Source organism: Mannheimia varigena (assembly GCF_013377235.1).
Lineage (GTDB): Bacteria > Pseudomonadota > Gammaproteobacteria > Enterobacterales > Pasteurellaceae > Mannheimia > Mannheimia varigena.
Genome location: NZ_CP016226.1, coordinates 2,063,069 through 2,078,490, shown reverse-complemented (window position 1 = coordinate 2,078,490; position 15,422 = coordinate 2,063,069). Strand labels below are relative to the sequence as shown.

Here is a 15,422-nt window from a genome sequence, read left to right as displayed (position 1 = left end):
AAAAATAGTAAAAAAAGACCGCTTGCAATTATCAGTTACAAGCGGTTTTGTTTTCTCAAAAATCTGTACTTAACTTAAAAACGACAAAAACAGATTCACACCTAAAATCCCTAATATCACACTTAAAAAAGTGTTCTTTAGCCAAATATAGCTACCTATTACACAAATCAACGCAAAAAGCTGAGCAAATAATAGATTGAACCCTTCTCCACTTTTCGGAAATGTCAGACTTGTAAAAAGTAGCAAAAGCATAATCACAAGCGGTAGCATTTTATTTAATTTTTGCAAAATGGGAGAAGATAGCACCTTTTGGGGAAGAAATTCGGGTAAAAAACGACAAAGCTGCGTGCCAAGAACAAGGGCAACAAACATAATTAAAATATCATTGGTGTTCATTCTCTGCTCCTTTGTGCTCTGTTTTTGTAAAAGATTTCGGTAAAAAAGTAACAATCACTATCGCAATTAAAATAGCCACTAATAACACGCTAGTTTCAGTGATTTGGAGAGCGAGTAGGAAGCCAATCAAAGCGATCACAACAGGCTTCCACTGTTTTTGATTTTTATACTGCTCATAGGCAAGAATTGCAAATAAGCAAGGTAATGCAAAATCTAAATGAGGAATGTAATTTGCCACCGAATCCCCCAATAACACACCTACAATTGTTGAGAAAGTCCAATAAGTAACACACAACACTGCCACTTTAAAGATAAATGACTCACGCTGCTCTTTTGATAAAGTTGATAAAACCGCAAACCCTTCGTCAGTTAAACCAGCAATTGAAACAAGCCCTTTGAAACGTGATTTAGGCTTATGTTCTATCATATTGAGGGTATAAAAGCTAAAGCGCAAGCTCATTAAAAGCGTACTGAGAAAAACAGAAATTGCTCCCGCCCCTGAAACAAAAAAGGGAATCGCAGCATATTGCGCTGTACCTGAAATCACGGTGAAACTCATCACAATCGTAAACCAAGCAGGCATGCCTGCATTAGTTGCCAGCATTCCGTAAGCAACACCAGCAGCAAAGTATCCCATAAAGATGGGGGTAGTCAATTTAAGCGCTTCCTTCCAACTATTTTTCATAACTAAAATTTAACATTTAAAACAATACATTTATTATTCCTCTTTTTTATAAAATAGCAAGTAATCACAAGTGATTATATTTCTTTAAAAATTTACAGATAGCGGAGGGTCATTGAAATAATAGATTAAATCAGCAGGTTTAATCGTGATTAATTACTTTCAAGCATTCCTCTGAAATGCTAGACTTCCCTCTCCATAATTTTTCCTATTAGCGTTTTTTTGAAGGAATTGAAAGTGACAAAATTATTAATCTCTAGCTTATTATTTGCAACGAGCTTATTTACTACAACAGATGCAAAAGCAGAAGGGCGTTTAACTATTTACTGCACAGTACAAAACAATGTTTGTGAAGATATGACTAAACAGTTTTCACAAAAATACAATGTAGATGCCCAATTTATTCACGGTGGTACAGGCACAATTTTAGGAAAATTAAAAGCAGAATCTTCCAACCCACAAGCGGATATTTGGTATGGTGGAACAATTGAGCCCCACTTCCAAGCGGGCGATTTAGGCTTATTAGAGGCATACCGCTCTCCATTGCAAGCTGAAATTTTACCGCAATTTAAATCATTAGTAGAAAGCGAACCGGGCAAATTTACCTCTATCGCTTATATGCTAGTGCTGGGTTTAGGAATAAATACAGAAAAGCTAGCCAAACTAGGCATTGAGGCACCCCAAAAATGGGAAGATTTATTAGATCCTCGTTTAAAAAGTGAAGTGCAAATACCAGATCCTCGTAGTTCAGGTACAACTTATACATTTATCACTACGCTTTCTACTCTTTGGGGGGAAGACAAAACCTTTGATTACTTGAAAAAGCTAGATAACAATATTTCACAATATGTGAAAAGCACGTTGGTAACCTCAAATCTCTCTCGCGGTGAAAGTGCAGTTACTGTTGGTTTTGTCCACGGCTATGCAACCGAGAAAGAAAAAGGTGCGCCTGTTGAGGCAATAATCCCAGAAGGTAAAGTAGGCTATGCACTCGGTGGGGTAAGCATTATCAAAAATGCCCGTAACCTAGACAATGCAAAGCTCTTTATGGATTGGGTACTTTCTAAAGAAACCCAAGAAATTCCTTGGAAAAAACACGGTGTTTACCAAACCCCAACTAATGTAAACGCAGAAGTTGCACCACAATCGATCAAAGCTAATACACTTGAATTTGTAGAAATTGATTACAAAAAGGCTGGCTCAAGCGAAGAAGGTAAACGTTTAATTGATAAGTGGTTAGCAGAAATTAAACTAGCAAAATAAACATTGCAAAATACAAGTTAAAAACGACCGCTTGTAATTCAAGAGAAAAATCCGCAAAATGATGCGGATTTTTACGATTAATGTAATTTCATAATTGGTCGCAGGAATCGGTTAATCTGACCGACTAATAAAATTAACCCTGTTTTCACATAACCATGTAATGCAACTTGATGCATTCGATAAAGCGAAAGATAAGCAAGTCGTGCAATTTTACCTTCAATAAACATGTCACCACTCATCAAATTCCCCATTAAATTCCCCACCGTGCCAAACTTAGAGAAAGAAAGTAATGAGCCTTTATCATTAAATTTAAATGGCTTCATCTCTTTACCATGAATTAAAGCAACAATATTCTTACCACATTGTGTTGCCATTTGATGAGCTGCTTGTGCTCGAGGAGGAATTGGTTTTCCATCTTGTATTAATGCTGCACAATCCCCAATTACAAAAACAGAATCATCCACGGTTGTCTGTAAAGTATCTTTAATTTCAATTTGGTTTAAACGATTTGTTTCAAAGCCAAATTCATTCGTCATTTCAGGTGCTTTTACACCCGCAGCCCACACCATAATATCAGCTTCAATTTTCTCCCCTAAACGGGTCATTAAACCATCTTCACGGGCTTCAACAATTTGTGTGCCTAAACGCACATCTACGCCTGCTTTTTTCAATTCATGGAAAGCAGAAATAGAAATTTTTTCTGGCAAAGCAGGAATTAAACGAGGACCTGCTTCAATTAAAGTAACTTTTAGACTGGCACGGTTTAATTTACCAAAGCCATAAGAATTTAAGTTTCTCACAATATGATAAAGCTCCGCAGAAAGTTCAATACCTGTTGCTCCTCCACCTACAATCGCAATTTTTACATCTTTGTTTTCGCTATGAGAAAAACGTAAGAATAGCTCCATCATTCGTTTTTGGAAATCTTTTGCTTGTTCTGAACCGTCTAAGAAAACACAATGCTCTGTAACCCCTTTTGTATTAAAATCATTTGATTTACTACCGATTGCAATAACTAATTTGTCATAGCTAATGTTACGTTCTTTAACTAATAATTGATTTTTATCGTTATAGATAGGCGCAAGTGATACAGATTTCTGTTCTCTATCTACCGCAACAAGGGTGCCTTGTTGAAACTCAAAACCGTGATTTTTAGCGTGAGCACGATAACTGAGTGCATCAGTCCCTTCATCAAGTGTGCCAGTTGCCACTTCGTGCAATAATGGCTTCCATAAATGAGTTGCGTTGCGGTCAATTAAAATAACCTTCGCTTTTTGTTTTCGACCTAATTTATTACCGAGGTAGGTTGCAAGCTCTAAGCCACCAGCTCCTCCGCCGACAATTACAATAGTTTCCATAAAATACTCCGAAAATTGAAAAATTTAAATTGAATACTAAAGTGCATTGTAGGGAGTAAAAAAATAAAGTCTAGCTAAATTGCAACATTATTTTAACTTTTACTCCACAAAATGAAGTGGCGTTTTACATAAACGACAAATATAGCTTCGTTTATCGCGCATTACGGCATTGTGTCTGCGGATAGAGAGTTGATGGGTTTGGCAACTGCATTGGTAAGTAAATTGTTGTTGCACATTTTGTGTATCAAAACAGTGATAAATTTCTGCTGGCACACCAAACACAGTTTCCATCATCATTTTCCACTCTTTGCCATGTGATCGAACTCGCCCAAAGTGTTGATAAACCAAAATATGAGCAAGCTCGTGTGGCACAACTTGGCTGATAAATTTCAGCCCGTTTTCTTGTAATAACACAGGATTGAACCGTACTTCATTGCGTTCTAAATAAGCAACACCGGCTTTTACTCCGCGCACATTATAATTCACTGCTGGTGGAAAAAAAGTTTTGTTAAAATAACTATTTGCACGGTCTAAATCACGCTTTAGCTGGCGTTGGACCTGCATTTTAAGTTGGCGAAAATCAGACATCAGCGTGGACAATCCATCGGCTGCCAAGATTTATCATAACAGATATAAAGCTCATCCTTTCCACCGCCTAAATAAACACCTTTAAGCTGCGGATTATTCGCTCTTACCCATTTAAATAGCTCAGATTTTGGCATATCAACATCAGGCAATGTCAGTTCATTAAAAAGTGATTTTTGCTTAGCAAAATAAGCCTCAGCTTGATTAAACGCACAAGCCCCGTGTTTTTCCCACTCACCTTGTAACAAGGTCGCTCCTGGCGATTCTGGTAAATATTTTTTGATAGTGTCTTCTTCTACTCTTGGCAAATCCCCTTGACAATAACGAGGGTGATCTTCAATGCGACGGGCATTTTCACTCTGTGGCCATAAGCCGTGAATTACCCAACCAAATTTTTTCTCCCCATCACACTGATATTTCAAATGTTGCGGAATTTTGCCGTTATTATTCCGTCTCTGCTTTTGACAAAACGCTGGAGACCACGAAAGAGCTAAAGTGTAATAATCAGTTCCCACAATATTTTGCTTTAAGCGATCATTTTTCATCTTCACATCATAATCGCCCAACGAAGAAGATTGAGAGCTTGGCTGTGTTATATTCGGCTGATCTTTTTTATCTGAAAAAATAAAAAATAGAAAAATAGCTGCTAATACAGCAGCGACAATAATAGAGAATAGTTTTTTCTGTTTCATATCAAACACTAAGATATTAAAAATATGATTATAAGCGGTCACAAAAAGCATCACTTTTTGAGTGTTGGCTTTGCCAACGGCAACGAAGCTGTGAAAAAGCCTTACAAGGATTGTGAATAATTTTATCTGATTTTTCTGCAAAATTTTAAAAAAATTAGACCGCTTGCAAGCCGAGCCTAATCCATTTTATCAGCTCATCAGATTCTTCGATCGCTAACTCAGGTATAGACCAATAGTGCATTTTTTGCACTTTTCCTTTCGCAAAATAGCTAAATTGCTCTGCATTTTCTGCCAAGAAAAGGGGTAAAGTTTCTATTTTGGTTTTTACAAAAATACGATAATCTTTGCTGATAATTGCCACAATTTTATCGTTATAAAACAAGCAATATGTACCAAACATTTTTTTCGCTCGCAAGCCTGAAATAGACGAGAGTTGATCTAACAAAAAATGAACAAATTCCGTATCAGCCATAGTTGCTCCTATGAGGATAGATTCAGGTTATAATACACAAATTGCAGGGAGAATGATATGAAAGTTGGATTAGTGCTGGAAGGTGGTGGTTTGCGGGGTATTTTCACCGCAGGTGTATTAGACGTATTTTTAGATGAAAATATTCATATAGACGGTGCAATCGGGGTTTCTGCTGGGGCATTGTTTGGAGTGAATTTCCCATCTAAACAAAAAGGCAGAGCATTACGCTATAACAAAAAATATGCAAAAGACAAGCGTTATATGGGACTTCACAGCTTGTTCACTACGGGTAATATTGTAAACCGTGATTTCGCCTATTATGAACTACCTACCACTCTTGACCCATTCGATCAAAAAACCTTTGAAGAATCTGGTATGGATTTTTGGGTAACGGTAACCAATGTGGAAACAGGCGAGCCTGAATATATTAAAATCACCAATGCTTTTGAGCAGATGGAGGCTTTCCGAGCGACATCATCAATGCCCATTGTGTCAAAAATTGTGGAAATTGACGGTAAAAAATATTTAGATGGCGGTGTTTCAGATAGTATTCCTGTACAGAAATTTATTGAGATGGGTTACGATAAGATTATTGTCGTACTTACTCGCCCGCTTGAATATCGCAAGAACCCCAGCTCAATGTGGTTGTTTAAGTGCTTCTATAAAAAATACCCGAAATTAGTCGAGCGTTGGAAAAATCGTTATTCAGAATATAATCAAGCTGTTGAACAGGTTATTCAACTTAACGAAAAGCAACAAATTTTCGTTATTCGCCCAAGCAAGACGCTTAAAATCAGTCGCTTAGAAAAAGACGTGAATAAAATACAGGCGATGTACGATTTAGGTGTGGAAGATGCGAGAAATGCCTTAACTGGACTAAAAGCTTATTTGGCAAAATAGCCAAATTCTATTTGCCTAAAACGTTCAAAAAATATATTATAGACGTCTAGATGGAAATACTTCCAAACAAAATTTCAACAAGCGGTTTATATTTGTAAATTTTTTGCAAAAAACGACCGCTTGTTATTATTTATAATCCGATATTTAAGATAGAGAGGAATACAATGGCAATTAATTTATTTACTTCTGAGTCCGTTTCAGAAGGGCATCCGGATAAAATTGCAGACCAAATTTCAGATGCAGTATTAGATGAAATCTTAAAACAAGACCCGAAAGCACGTGTGGCTTGTGAAACTTACGTTAAAACAGGTATGGCGTTAGTAGGTGGTGAAATCACGACTTCTGCTTGGGTTGATATTGAAAACTTAACTCGCCAAGTGATTTGCGACATCGGTTACACCCATTCTGATATGGGCTTTGATGCTCACTCTTGTGCGGTGTTAAACGCTATCGGTAAACAATCACCAGACATCAACCAAGGCGTGGACAGAGCTGATCCATTAGAGCAAGGTGCAGGCGACCAAGGGATTATGTTTGGCTACGCAACCAACGAAACCGATGTGTTAATGCCGGCTCCAATCACTTACGCACACCGCTTAATGGAACAGCAAGCGAAAGTACGCAAATCAGGCAAATTAGATTGGTTACGCCCAGATGCGAAAAGCCAATTAACTTTTGCTTATGAAAACAACAAAATTATTGGTATTGATGCAGTAGTGCTTTCTACCCAACACGCTGAACATATTTCACAAAAAGATTTGATTGAGGGCGTGATGGAAGAGATCATCAAGCCAGTGCTACCAAGCGAATGGTTAAGCCAAAATACCAAATATTTCATTAACCCAACCGGTCGTTTCGTAATTGGCGGACCAATGGGTGACTGTGGTTTAACCGGTCGTAAAATTATTGTGGATACCTACGGCGGTGCTGCACGCCACGGTGGCGGTGCGTTCTCAGGTAAAGATCCATCAAAAGTAGACCGTTCAGCCGCATACGCTGCCCGTTATGTTGCGAAAAATATCGTAGCGGCGGGTTTAGCAGAACGTTGTGAAATCCAACTTTCTTACGCTATCGGTGTGGCTGAGCCAACCTCAATTATGGTAGAGACATTCGGAACAGGCAAAGTTAGCAACGAAACATTAGTGAAATTAATCTACCAAAACTTCGATTTACGCCCTTACGGTTTAATCAAAATGTTAGATTTAATCAAACCAATCTACCGTGAAACCGCAGCTTACGGTCACTTTGGTCGTGAGCATTTCCCTTGGGAAAAAACAGATAAAGCAGAAGCATTAAGATCCGGTGCTAGTCTATAATTCATTCCTCTAGCAAAAAGCAGTAAAGTGCCCCTTTACTGTTTTTTTATTGGCTCACATCAGACTCAGGGAAACAAAAGGCATAGTAAAAATAATTTACTATGCCTTTGATTTTATCCAATTAAATATTGGTCATTACCAACCTTTAACCACACCACCGTTAAATAATTTTAATGCTTCTTGGAATACTTCTTCAGTTTGGAATGATTTCACGAAGGTTTGTAAACGCGGATCATTTTTGTTGTCTTCACGACTCACTACTAAATTTACATACGGAGAATCTTTTGATTCAACAATAATACCATCTTTATCCGGGCTTAAACCTGCTTGACCTGCATAAGTATTATTAATAATCGCTAACTCTACATCATCTAACATACGGGTTAATAATGCTGTGTCAGCTTGTACGATTTTGATATTTTTCGGATTTTCGATAATATCGTTTTCAGTTGCAAACACATTATTTGGATCTTTTAATTTCAATAAACCGTGCGCTTGAAGTAATAATAATGCACGAGCGGTGTTACTTGCGTTGTTTGGAATTGCAACTTGTGCACCATCTTTTAACTCGGAAATGTTTTTAATTTTCTTCGAATATGCTGCAATTGGCCATACTAAAGTGTTGCCGATAACCGCTAATTTATAGCCGCGGTCTTTCATTTCCTGTTCCATATAAGGCACAGTTTGGAAAGCGTTTGCATCTAAATCTTTGGCGTGTAATGCTGCGTTTGGTTGTGTGTATTCGGTAAATTGAACTAATTCTACTTCTAAACCGTATTTCTCTTTTGCAATTTTCACTGCAACTTCAGTCATTTGTGCTTCAGGACCGGTCATTACGCCAACTTTTAATGGAGCTTGTTTCTCCGCTTTTGCAGGTTCTGCTACCGATTGTGTTTTTTCTTCTTTACAGGCGGCTAATGCTAAAGCAGACACTAACACTACGCCTAATAGTTTTTTAAAGTTCATTTGAGTTCTTCCTATATAAGAGTTTTAAAATAAAAAGCGATTAACCTTAGAGATCAAGCTCAGCGATTAATCGCTATGTGAAAAATCAGAAAATTACCAACCTTTTACTACACCATCTTTGAAGTGTTTTTGTGCTTCTCGGTACACTTCTTCAGTTTGGTAAGATTTGATAAAGTTTTGTACGTTGTCTGCATCTTTATTATCTTGGCGAGCAACAATAATGTTCACATACGGAGAATCTTTAGATTCTACAAACACACCATGATCTTGAGTATTTAAACCAACTTGACCTGCATAAGTGTTGTTCACTACTGCTAAATCAACATCATCTAATGCTTTTGCAGCAATTGAAGTGTCTACTTCTTTAATTTCTAATTTTTTCGGGTTCTCAATAATATCTACTGACGTTGAGAATAAATTAGTATTATCTTTTAACTTAATTAATCCCTGTTTTTCTAATAAAATTAACGCACGGGCTAAGTTAGATGGATCGTTTGGTACAGCAATCACAGCACCGTCTGCTAATTCAGCAACATTTTTCACTTTTTTAGAATAACCGGCTAACGGATAAACGAAAGTGTTCCCCACAATTACTAAGTTGTTTAAGCCTTTTGATTGGCTGTCTTTATCTAAATACGGCTTGTGTTGGAATGCGTTAGCATCTAAATCTCCTTTGCTTACTGCCGTATTTGGTAATGCGTAATCGTTAAATAGAACAAATTCTACTTCTAAACCGTATTTTTCTTTAGCAATTTGTGCGGCTCGTTCTGCAACAGTATGTTCAGGACCTGACATTACACCTACTTTAATTTTTGCAGATGCCGGAGCTGCTGCCGCAGGCTCTGCTTTTTTCTCATCTTTACACGCAGTTAATGCTAATGCAGAAACTAATGCCACACCTAAAATTTTCTTGAAACTCATAAAAACCCCTATTTAATAAAATTAACGATGATCGTAACGTTTTGCTAAAGTATCGCCCAATTTCTGGCTTACCATCACAATCGCCACAATAATGATTGTTGCAATCCATTTTACATAAACCATATTACGGTGCTCCCCGTAACTGATTGCCAAGTTTCCTAACCCTCCGCCACCTACAGCACCTGCCATTGCAGAATAACCGATTAAAGCCACTAAGGTTAAAGTAATACCATTGATTAAAATCGGCAAGGATTCCGGTAAATAGAATTTAGTTACTACTTGCCAATTGGTTGCCCCCATTGATTTTGCTGCTTCAGTTAAACCTGATGGAATTTCCAATAACGCATTAGACGTTAAGCGAGCAAAAAACGGAATTGCTGATACGCTTAACGGCACAATCGCCGCCGTTGTTCCTAAAGTTGTCCCCACAATTAAACGGGTAACAGGTAATAAAATAATCAATAAAATAATAAACGGAATAGAACGTCCGATATTAATAATCACATCTAAAATTTGATGTAATCTTGGGTTTTCTAAAATTTCACCTTTACCTGTTAAAAAAGCTAAAAAACCAATCGGCAAACCAATGATGACAGCTAATGCCGTCGCCACAAAGCCCATATAAATGGTTTCAAAAGTAGATTCCCACACTAAGCCCCACATTTGTGGCGTCATCTCTCTCAAAAAATCAGCCCACATAGCCTAACACCTCTACTTTTACATTATTATCCATCAAATAAAATTTTGCTTCTGCAATCGCATCCGAATTACCGCTTACTTCTGCAATCACAAAACCAAATTTCACACCACCGGCATAGTCAATTTGCGACATCAAAATACTAAAATCAATACCGAATTTTTTCGATACAATTGAAAGAAGCGGTGCATCAACTGAACGCCCTGTAAATTCAAATTTAATAATCGGCTGACTATGTTCTGTTGGTGAACTTAAAAGTTGTTCTCTATATTCTTGCGGCAAATCAAAATGGAAAGTCGATTGAATAAATTTCTGAGCTAATTCCGTTTTCGGGTTCGAGAAAATTTCACTCACCGAACCAGATTCAATCAACTGCCCCCTATCAATAACCGCCACACGATCGCAAATGCGTTTTACCACTTCCATTTCGTGGGTAATCAACAAAATAGTTAAGCCTAAACGTTTATTAATATCTTTTAATAATTGCAAAATAGATTGCGTGGTTGCTGGGTCTAACGCACTGGTTGCCTCATCACAAAGCAGAACATGCGGATCGCTTGCCAACGCACGAGCAATCGCAACACGCTGTTTCTGCCCGCCTGAAAGATTTGCCGGATAAACATCTTTACGATCAGTTAAGCCCACCAACTCCAACAGCTCATTCACTTTCCTATCCACTTCTGCTTTTGGCGTATTGCTCAAACGTAGCGACAACGCCACATTCTCAAACACAGTTTGCGAAGAAAGCAAATTAAAATGTTGGAAAATCATCGCAATATTACGGCGAGCTTTAATCAACTCTTTATCCGACATTGCGGTTAAATCTTGTCCATCAACAATCACTTGCCCCATAGTCGGGCGTTCTAATAAATTTACGCAACGAATTAAGGTACTCTTACCTGCACCTGAAGCCCCAATCACACCATAAATCGTGCCTTTCGGAACTTCAAGGTTCACATTATCGAGGGCGGTAATCTGCTTACCTTTTACCTCAAATTGCTTGCTGATATTTTTCAGCTGAATCATTTTCTATCTATCCACATTAATTAAATTTGTTTTTGCGTATTTTAGACGTCTAGAATGCTATGTCAATCAACTCTCCCGATTTTTTTATTCCAAATAAGCATAACGCATAAAATAATGGCTTGCACTTGAAATAAATTGAGGTTGGGTATGATTGGTTTTCATCTAAATAAACAAGCGGTCGAAATTTGCTATTTTTTTGCAAAAAACAACCGCTTGTCATCCCTATTTTATCGGCTTAGCCTTTACGCCAAATCGTGCCATTTGGCGTATCTTCCAGCACAATGTTCATTGCTTTGAGCTTATCACGCACTTCGTCAGCTACTGCCCAGTTTTTAGCGGCTTTGGCTTCATTACGCTGCTTGATTAAGGCTTCGATTTCGGCAGCTTCGTCATCGTTCGCATCGCCTTTTAAGAAAGCCTCTGGATCTTGCTCAAGCAAGCCTAACACGCCAGCTAGCTCTTTTAAGCGAACCGCTAAACCGTTGGCTTTTGCCATATCTTCGGTTTTGAGTTTGTTCACTTCACGGGCGATTTCAAACAATACCGCTAACGCCCCCGGTGTGTTGAAATCATCGTCCATTGCTGTTTTGAAAGCAATTACATATTGCTCGCCGCCAATCGCTTCGCCCGATACATCACAACCACGCAAGGCGGTGTATAGACGCTCGAGAGCAGATCGAGCCAAATCTAAGTTATCAATGCTGTAATCAAGCAGTGAGCGATAGTGTGCGGTTAAGAAGAAATAACGCAGCGATTCCGCATCGTACAAGCCCAACATATGGCGAATGCTGAAGAAGTTGCCGAGCGATTTCGACATTTTCTCTTTATCAATCGTCAGCATTCCGGTGTGTAACCAATAATTGACATAATCGCCGCCGTGGGCACAGCAAGATTGGGCAATTTCGTTTTCGTGGTGAGGGAACATTAAATCTGAACCGCCGCCGTGAATATCGAAATGCTCGCCTAACTCTTTGCTATTCATTGCCGAACACTCAATGTGCCAGCCCGGGCGACCATTGCCCCACGGGCTTTCCCAGCTCGGCTCACCCTCTTTCGACATTTTCCAAAGCACGAAATCCATCGGATTTTTCTTAACCGATTTGATTTCAACCCTTGCTCCGGCTTGCAGTTGCTCTAAATTTTGGCGAGATAACGCACCATATTTTTGGAAAGATTCCACATCAAACATCACATCGCCATCGGTTGCCACATAAGCGTGTCCGTTTTTGATGAGTTTTTCCACCATTGCGATAATTTCAGGAATATGCTTTGTCGCACGAGGTTCCACATCTGGGCGGAGAATGTTCAAGGCATCGAAATCCTTGTGCATTTCGGCAATCATTCGTTCCACCAATTCATCGCACGTTTCGTTATTTTCTAACGCACGCTTGATGATTTTGTCGTCCACATCGGTAATGTTACGGATATAACGCAAATTGTAGCCCGAATAACGCAAATAGCGGGCAATGACGTCAAACGACACAAAAGTACGACCGTGCCCAAAATGACAAAGATCGTAAACCGTCACGCCACAAACATACATTCCCACTTGATTCGGTTTGATCGGCTTAAATTCTTCTTTTTCACGTTTTAGGGTGTTATAAATTTTGAGCATAGTGTCCTCTGATTAACATTTTCAGTAAAAATACGGCTAAGTATAGCGAATAAGCGGTCTGATTTTGAGATTTTTTTGCAATTTCGTTCAAACTTTTTAATAATAGCGAGCGAAATTTATTTTCCATCCCATTATTATTTATTAAGGAACTTAGAATGATTACATTACACACCAATTTTGGTGACATTAAAATCGAATTGAACTTTGACAAAGCCCCAATCACGGCGAAAAACTTTGAAGACTACTGCAAAGAAGGCTTCTACAACGGCACGATTTTCCACCGTGTGATTGATGGATTTATGATTCAAGGCGGCGGTATGACGGTGGGAATGACCGAAAAACCGACCAAAGCACCAATCCAAAACGAAGCGAGCAACGGTTTAAGCAACAAACGGGGCACGCTTGCAATGGCTCGCACCCCTGATCCGCATTCTGCTTCATCACAATTTTTCATCAACGTGGCGGACAATACTTTCTTAGATTATCGCTCAAAAGAGATGTTCGGCAAAACCGTGGTGCAAGAATGGGGCTATGCGGTCTTCGGCGAAGTGGTTGAAGGAATGGACGTGGTAGATAAAATCAAAGGCGTGAAAACCGGCAACAAAGGTTTCCACCAAGATGTACCAAAAGAAGATGTGGTGATTGAGTCAGTAACTGTGGCTTAATTTTCAGCATAAACAAGCGGTCGATTTTGCGTAAAATATTGCAAAAAATCGACCGCTTGCGTTTATAGAATTTGATAAAGCCAAATAATCAACGGCATCGTGAATACGCAAAGTAAAGTCGTCACACCATAAATTGCACTCGCTTTTCTAGCATCTTGCCCATAGGCCACGGCCATTTGGGTAACAGTTGCAGCTGATGGACTAATGGTTGCTAATAGTGTAATCATTAAAATAATCTCGCCATTTTTTACCCAGCCCTCAAACCCGCATAATTTAACAACGGTCAATAAAATAAGTGGGAGCAGGATTAATCGAAGGAAACTCACCAAATAGATACGTTTATCCGTAATAATTTCTTTAAATGGAATAGCCGCAATCAACATTCCAGCAACTAACATCGATAAAGGCCCGATCATTTGTCCTAAACTTGATAAAGTATGAGCAATTGTTGTAGGTAATTTAATATGTAATAAAAATAAGATTAGCCCTGCAAAAATCGCAATAATATTGATGTTAAAAAGCACTTTTCTCAACGGTACGCTACCCCTCCCACATATTAACGTGCGCAAATGAGACCAAAATAGCATCGTTTGTACCACAATAAATGCTGTTGAATAGATAACCCATTCATTTCCAAACAAAGAAGCGACAATCGGGATAATTAAATTCCCAGAATTAGAATAAACAGTAGTTGCTTGTTCAATATTGTCGAGCTTAAGGATTTTCTTAAATATCCAGCCTAGAAAAACTAACAAGCTACTTAGCAAAATTGAGACGATAAATGCAAGATACAATCCATTTAAAATGATCGGCGTGTAATCAACCTGAAACGCACTAATTAACACTGCAGGGCTAATGATATATAGCCCAATGATTGAAATTGGGTAACTTTGTTCTGACGTTAAAAGTTTGGTTTTTACAATAGCATAGCCTAGTAACACCATTAAGGTAAGCTGTAAAATTTTGTCTGCTAATAAAAGTGCGATTTCCATTACTATTTAAGAGATAACCTCTCTTCTCCCGAATAAATTGTGGATTTGCCTTTACGAGTAAATGCCAGTAGTGTAAATTGATTATCACGAGCCATTTTTACCGCCATTTCGGTTGTAGCTGAAATAGCACATAACATTTCAATCCCAACGGCTAAGCATTTTTGCACCATTTCGAAACTGGCTCGGCTAGTTACAAAAACAAAACCGTTTGGATAACTAGCTTTAGCATACCAACCAATTAATTTATCTAATGCAACGTGTCGTCCGACATCCTCCCGAATCGCTAGTAGTTCTCCCTGCATAGAGAAAAAGGCTGCAGCGTGGCTTGCTCCCGTTTCTTTCGATAAAATTTGCGCATTTTCTAGTTGTTCTAAACAACTTTCTAAAATAAGAGGATTCACACCTTGCAAGCGGTTATTTCTTTTAACAATTTTACAACTTTGATTAACTTGCTCCAACTGCTCTACACCGCAAATTCCGCAGCCTGTTCTACCTGCCATTGAACGGCGTTTATCTTTTAGGGCAACAAATTGTCGGGTTGAAATTTCAAGCTGAATCTCTACACCGTTTTCTTGCTCGATAACATCTAGTCCGTATAATTCCTGCGGTGAATTCAAAATGCCCTCTGCTAAGGAAAAACCGAGTGCGAAATCGTCTAAATCGGAAGGGGTTGTCATCATCACTGTATGAGAAATGCCATTATAAACAAGTGCAACAGGCACTTCTGAAATCAAATTATCTTCGCAATTTTGCTGTTTTAGCTCAGTTATTGAGAATAATAATTTTTTGGCATCTATTTTTGTGATCTTATTCACAATATTCGTCTCTTCCATGCTTAAAAAGTGGTTTGTTTTGTTAAAAAGTTGTATCATTATG

17 protein-coding genes are annotated in these 15,422 nt (G+C 38.4%); 4 read left to right on the top strand and 13 right to left on the bottom strand.

The genetic code is table 11. From position 1 onward, the window contains the following. Positions 1-69: 69 nt before the first annotated feature. Positions 70-396: an AzlD domain-containing protein gene (locus A6B40_RS09800; protein ID WP_171023786.1), complete on the bottom strand. Its 327-nt coding sequence runs from the start codon at positions 394-396 to the stop codon at positions 70-72. Further along, positions 383-1,081: an AzlC family ABC transporter permease gene (locus A6B40_RS09795; RefSeq protein WP_138317615.1), complete on the bottom strand. Its 699-nt coding sequence runs from the start codon at positions 1,079-1,081 to the stop codon at positions 383-385. The genes A6B40_RS09800 and A6B40_RS09795 overlap by 14 nt, the downstream gene beginning before the upstream one ends. A 219-nt stretch (positions 1,082-1,300) precedes the next feature. On the opposite strand from A6B40_RS09795, the gene A6B40_RS09790 reads away from it, so the two are divergent. After that, complete coding sequence (locus A6B40_RS09790; protein ID WP_418887711.1) at positions 1,301-2,341, top strand: ABC transporter substrate-binding protein; 1,041 nt, start codon at positions 1,301-1,303, stop codon at positions 2,339-2,341. 77 nt (positions 2,342-2,418) lie between these two features. Here A6B40_RS09790 and A6B40_RS09785 read toward each other — a convergent pair whose 3' ends face one another. From A6B40_RS09785 to A6B40_RS09770, 4 genes are all read right to left on the bottom strand, one after another. Further along, positions 2,419-3,699 carry an NAD(P)/FAD-dependent oxidoreductase gene (locus A6B40_RS09785; protein WP_025216917.1) on the bottom strand — a complete coding sequence of 427 codons (1,281 nt, stop codon included), beginning with the start codon at positions 3,697-3,699 and terminating at the stop codon, positions 2,419-2,421. Positions 3,700-3,798: 99 nt separating this feature from the next. Then, positions 3,799-4,287, bottom strand: a complete 489-nt coding sequence (locus A6B40_RS09780; protein WP_025216916.1) for a SprT family zinc-dependent metalloprotease — start codon at positions 4,285-4,287, stop codon at positions 3,799-3,801. Next, the gene (locus tag A6B40_RS09775) at positions 4,287-4,976 is read right to left on the bottom strand and encodes a ribonuclease T2 family protein (protein WP_025342821.1); all 690 of its coding nucleotides are present in this window, start codon (positions 4,974-4,976) and stop codon (positions 4,287-4,289) included. Before A6B40_RS09775 ends, A6B40_RS09780 begins: the two co-directional genes overlap by 1 nt. Before the next feature lie 154 nt (positions 4,977-5,130). Then, a complete protein-coding gene (locus A6B40_RS09770; protein ID WP_176672260.1) occupies positions 5,131-5,448 on the bottom strand; it encodes a TfoX/Sxy family protein in 318 nt (105 codons plus the stop codon). A gap of 57 nt (positions 5,449-5,505) precedes the next feature. On the opposite strand from A6B40_RS09770, the gene A6B40_RS09765 reads away from it, so the two are divergent. Both A6B40_RS09765 and metK read left to right on the top strand, forming a co-directional pair. Continuing rightward, positions 5,506-6,348 (top strand): patatin-like phospholipase family protein, encoded by an 843-nt coding sequence (locus tag A6B40_RS09765; RefSeq protein ID WP_112110714.1) that lies wholly within the window; start codon positions 5,506-5,508, stop codon positions 6,346-6,348. Positions 6,349-6,512: 164 nt separating this feature from the next. After that, positions 6,513-7,664 (top strand): methionine adenosyltransferase, encoded by a 1,152-nt coding sequence (metK, locus tag A6B40_RS09760; protein ID WP_025216912.1) that lies wholly within the window; start codon positions 6,513-6,515, stop codon positions 7,662-7,664. Positions 7,665-7,799: 135 nt separating this feature from the next. Here metK and A6B40_RS09755 read toward each other — a convergent pair whose 3' ends face one another. The 5 genes from A6B40_RS09755 to cysS form a co-directional block, all read right to left on the bottom strand. Then, complete coding sequence (locus A6B40_RS09755; protein ID WP_176672259.1) at positions 7,800-8,630, bottom strand: MetQ/NlpA family ABC transporter substrate-binding protein; 831 nt, start codon at positions 8,628-8,630, stop codon at positions 7,800-7,802. A 93-nt stretch (positions 8,631-8,723) separates the two neighbouring features. Then, positions 8,724-9,551: a MetQ/NlpA family lipoprotein gene (locus A6B40_RS09750; protein ID WP_176672258.1), complete on the bottom strand. Its 828-nt coding sequence runs from the start codon at positions 9,549-9,551 to the stop codon at positions 8,724-8,726. Between the two features lie 21 nt (positions 9,552-9,572). Continuing rightward, positions 9,573-10,250 carry a methionine ABC transporter permease gene (locus A6B40_RS09745; RefSeq protein ID WP_025216909.1) on the bottom strand — a complete coding sequence of 226 codons (678 nt, stop codon included), beginning with the start codon at positions 10,248-10,250 and terminating at the stop codon, positions 9,573-9,575. Further along, positions 10,240-11,274 (bottom strand): methionine ABC transporter ATP-binding protein MetN, encoded by a 1,035-nt coding sequence (metN, locus tag A6B40_RS09740; protein WP_025247453.1) that lies wholly within the window; start codon positions 11,272-11,274, stop codon positions 10,240-10,242. Before metN ends, A6B40_RS09745 begins: the two co-directional genes overlap by 11 nt. A 235-nt stretch (positions 11,275-11,509) precedes the next feature. After that, on the bottom strand, positions 11,510-12,889 hold the full coding sequence (gene cysS / locus A6B40_RS09735) for a cysteine--tRNA ligase (protein WP_176672257.1): 1,380 nt from the start codon (positions 12,887-12,889) through the stop codon (positions 11,510-11,512). 155 nt (positions 12,890-13,044) lie between these two features. Between cysS and A6B40_RS09730 the strand changes: the two genes are divergently transcribed. Then, positions 13,045-13,554: a peptidylprolyl isomerase gene (locus A6B40_RS09730; protein WP_025247451.1), complete on the top strand. Its 510-nt coding sequence runs from the start codon at positions 13,045-13,047 to the stop codon at positions 13,552-13,554. 62 nt (positions 13,555-13,616) lie between these two features. Here the strand turns inward: A6B40_RS09730 and A6B40_RS09725 are convergent, their stop codons facing one another. After that, entirely contained in the window at positions 13,617-14,546 is a 930-nt protein-coding gene (locus tag A6B40_RS09725; RefSeq protein ID WP_176672256.1) for an AEC family transporter, read from the bottom strand. 2 nt (positions 14,547-14,548) lie between these two features. Then, positions 14,549-15,361 (bottom strand): formate dehydrogenase accessory sulfurtransferase FdhD, encoded by an 813-nt coding sequence (gene fdhD, locus A6B40_RS09720; RefSeq protein ID WP_236966868.1) that lies wholly within the window; start codon positions 15,359-15,361, stop codon positions 14,549-14,551. Between the last annotated feature and the right edge of the window lie 61 nt (positions 15,362-15,422).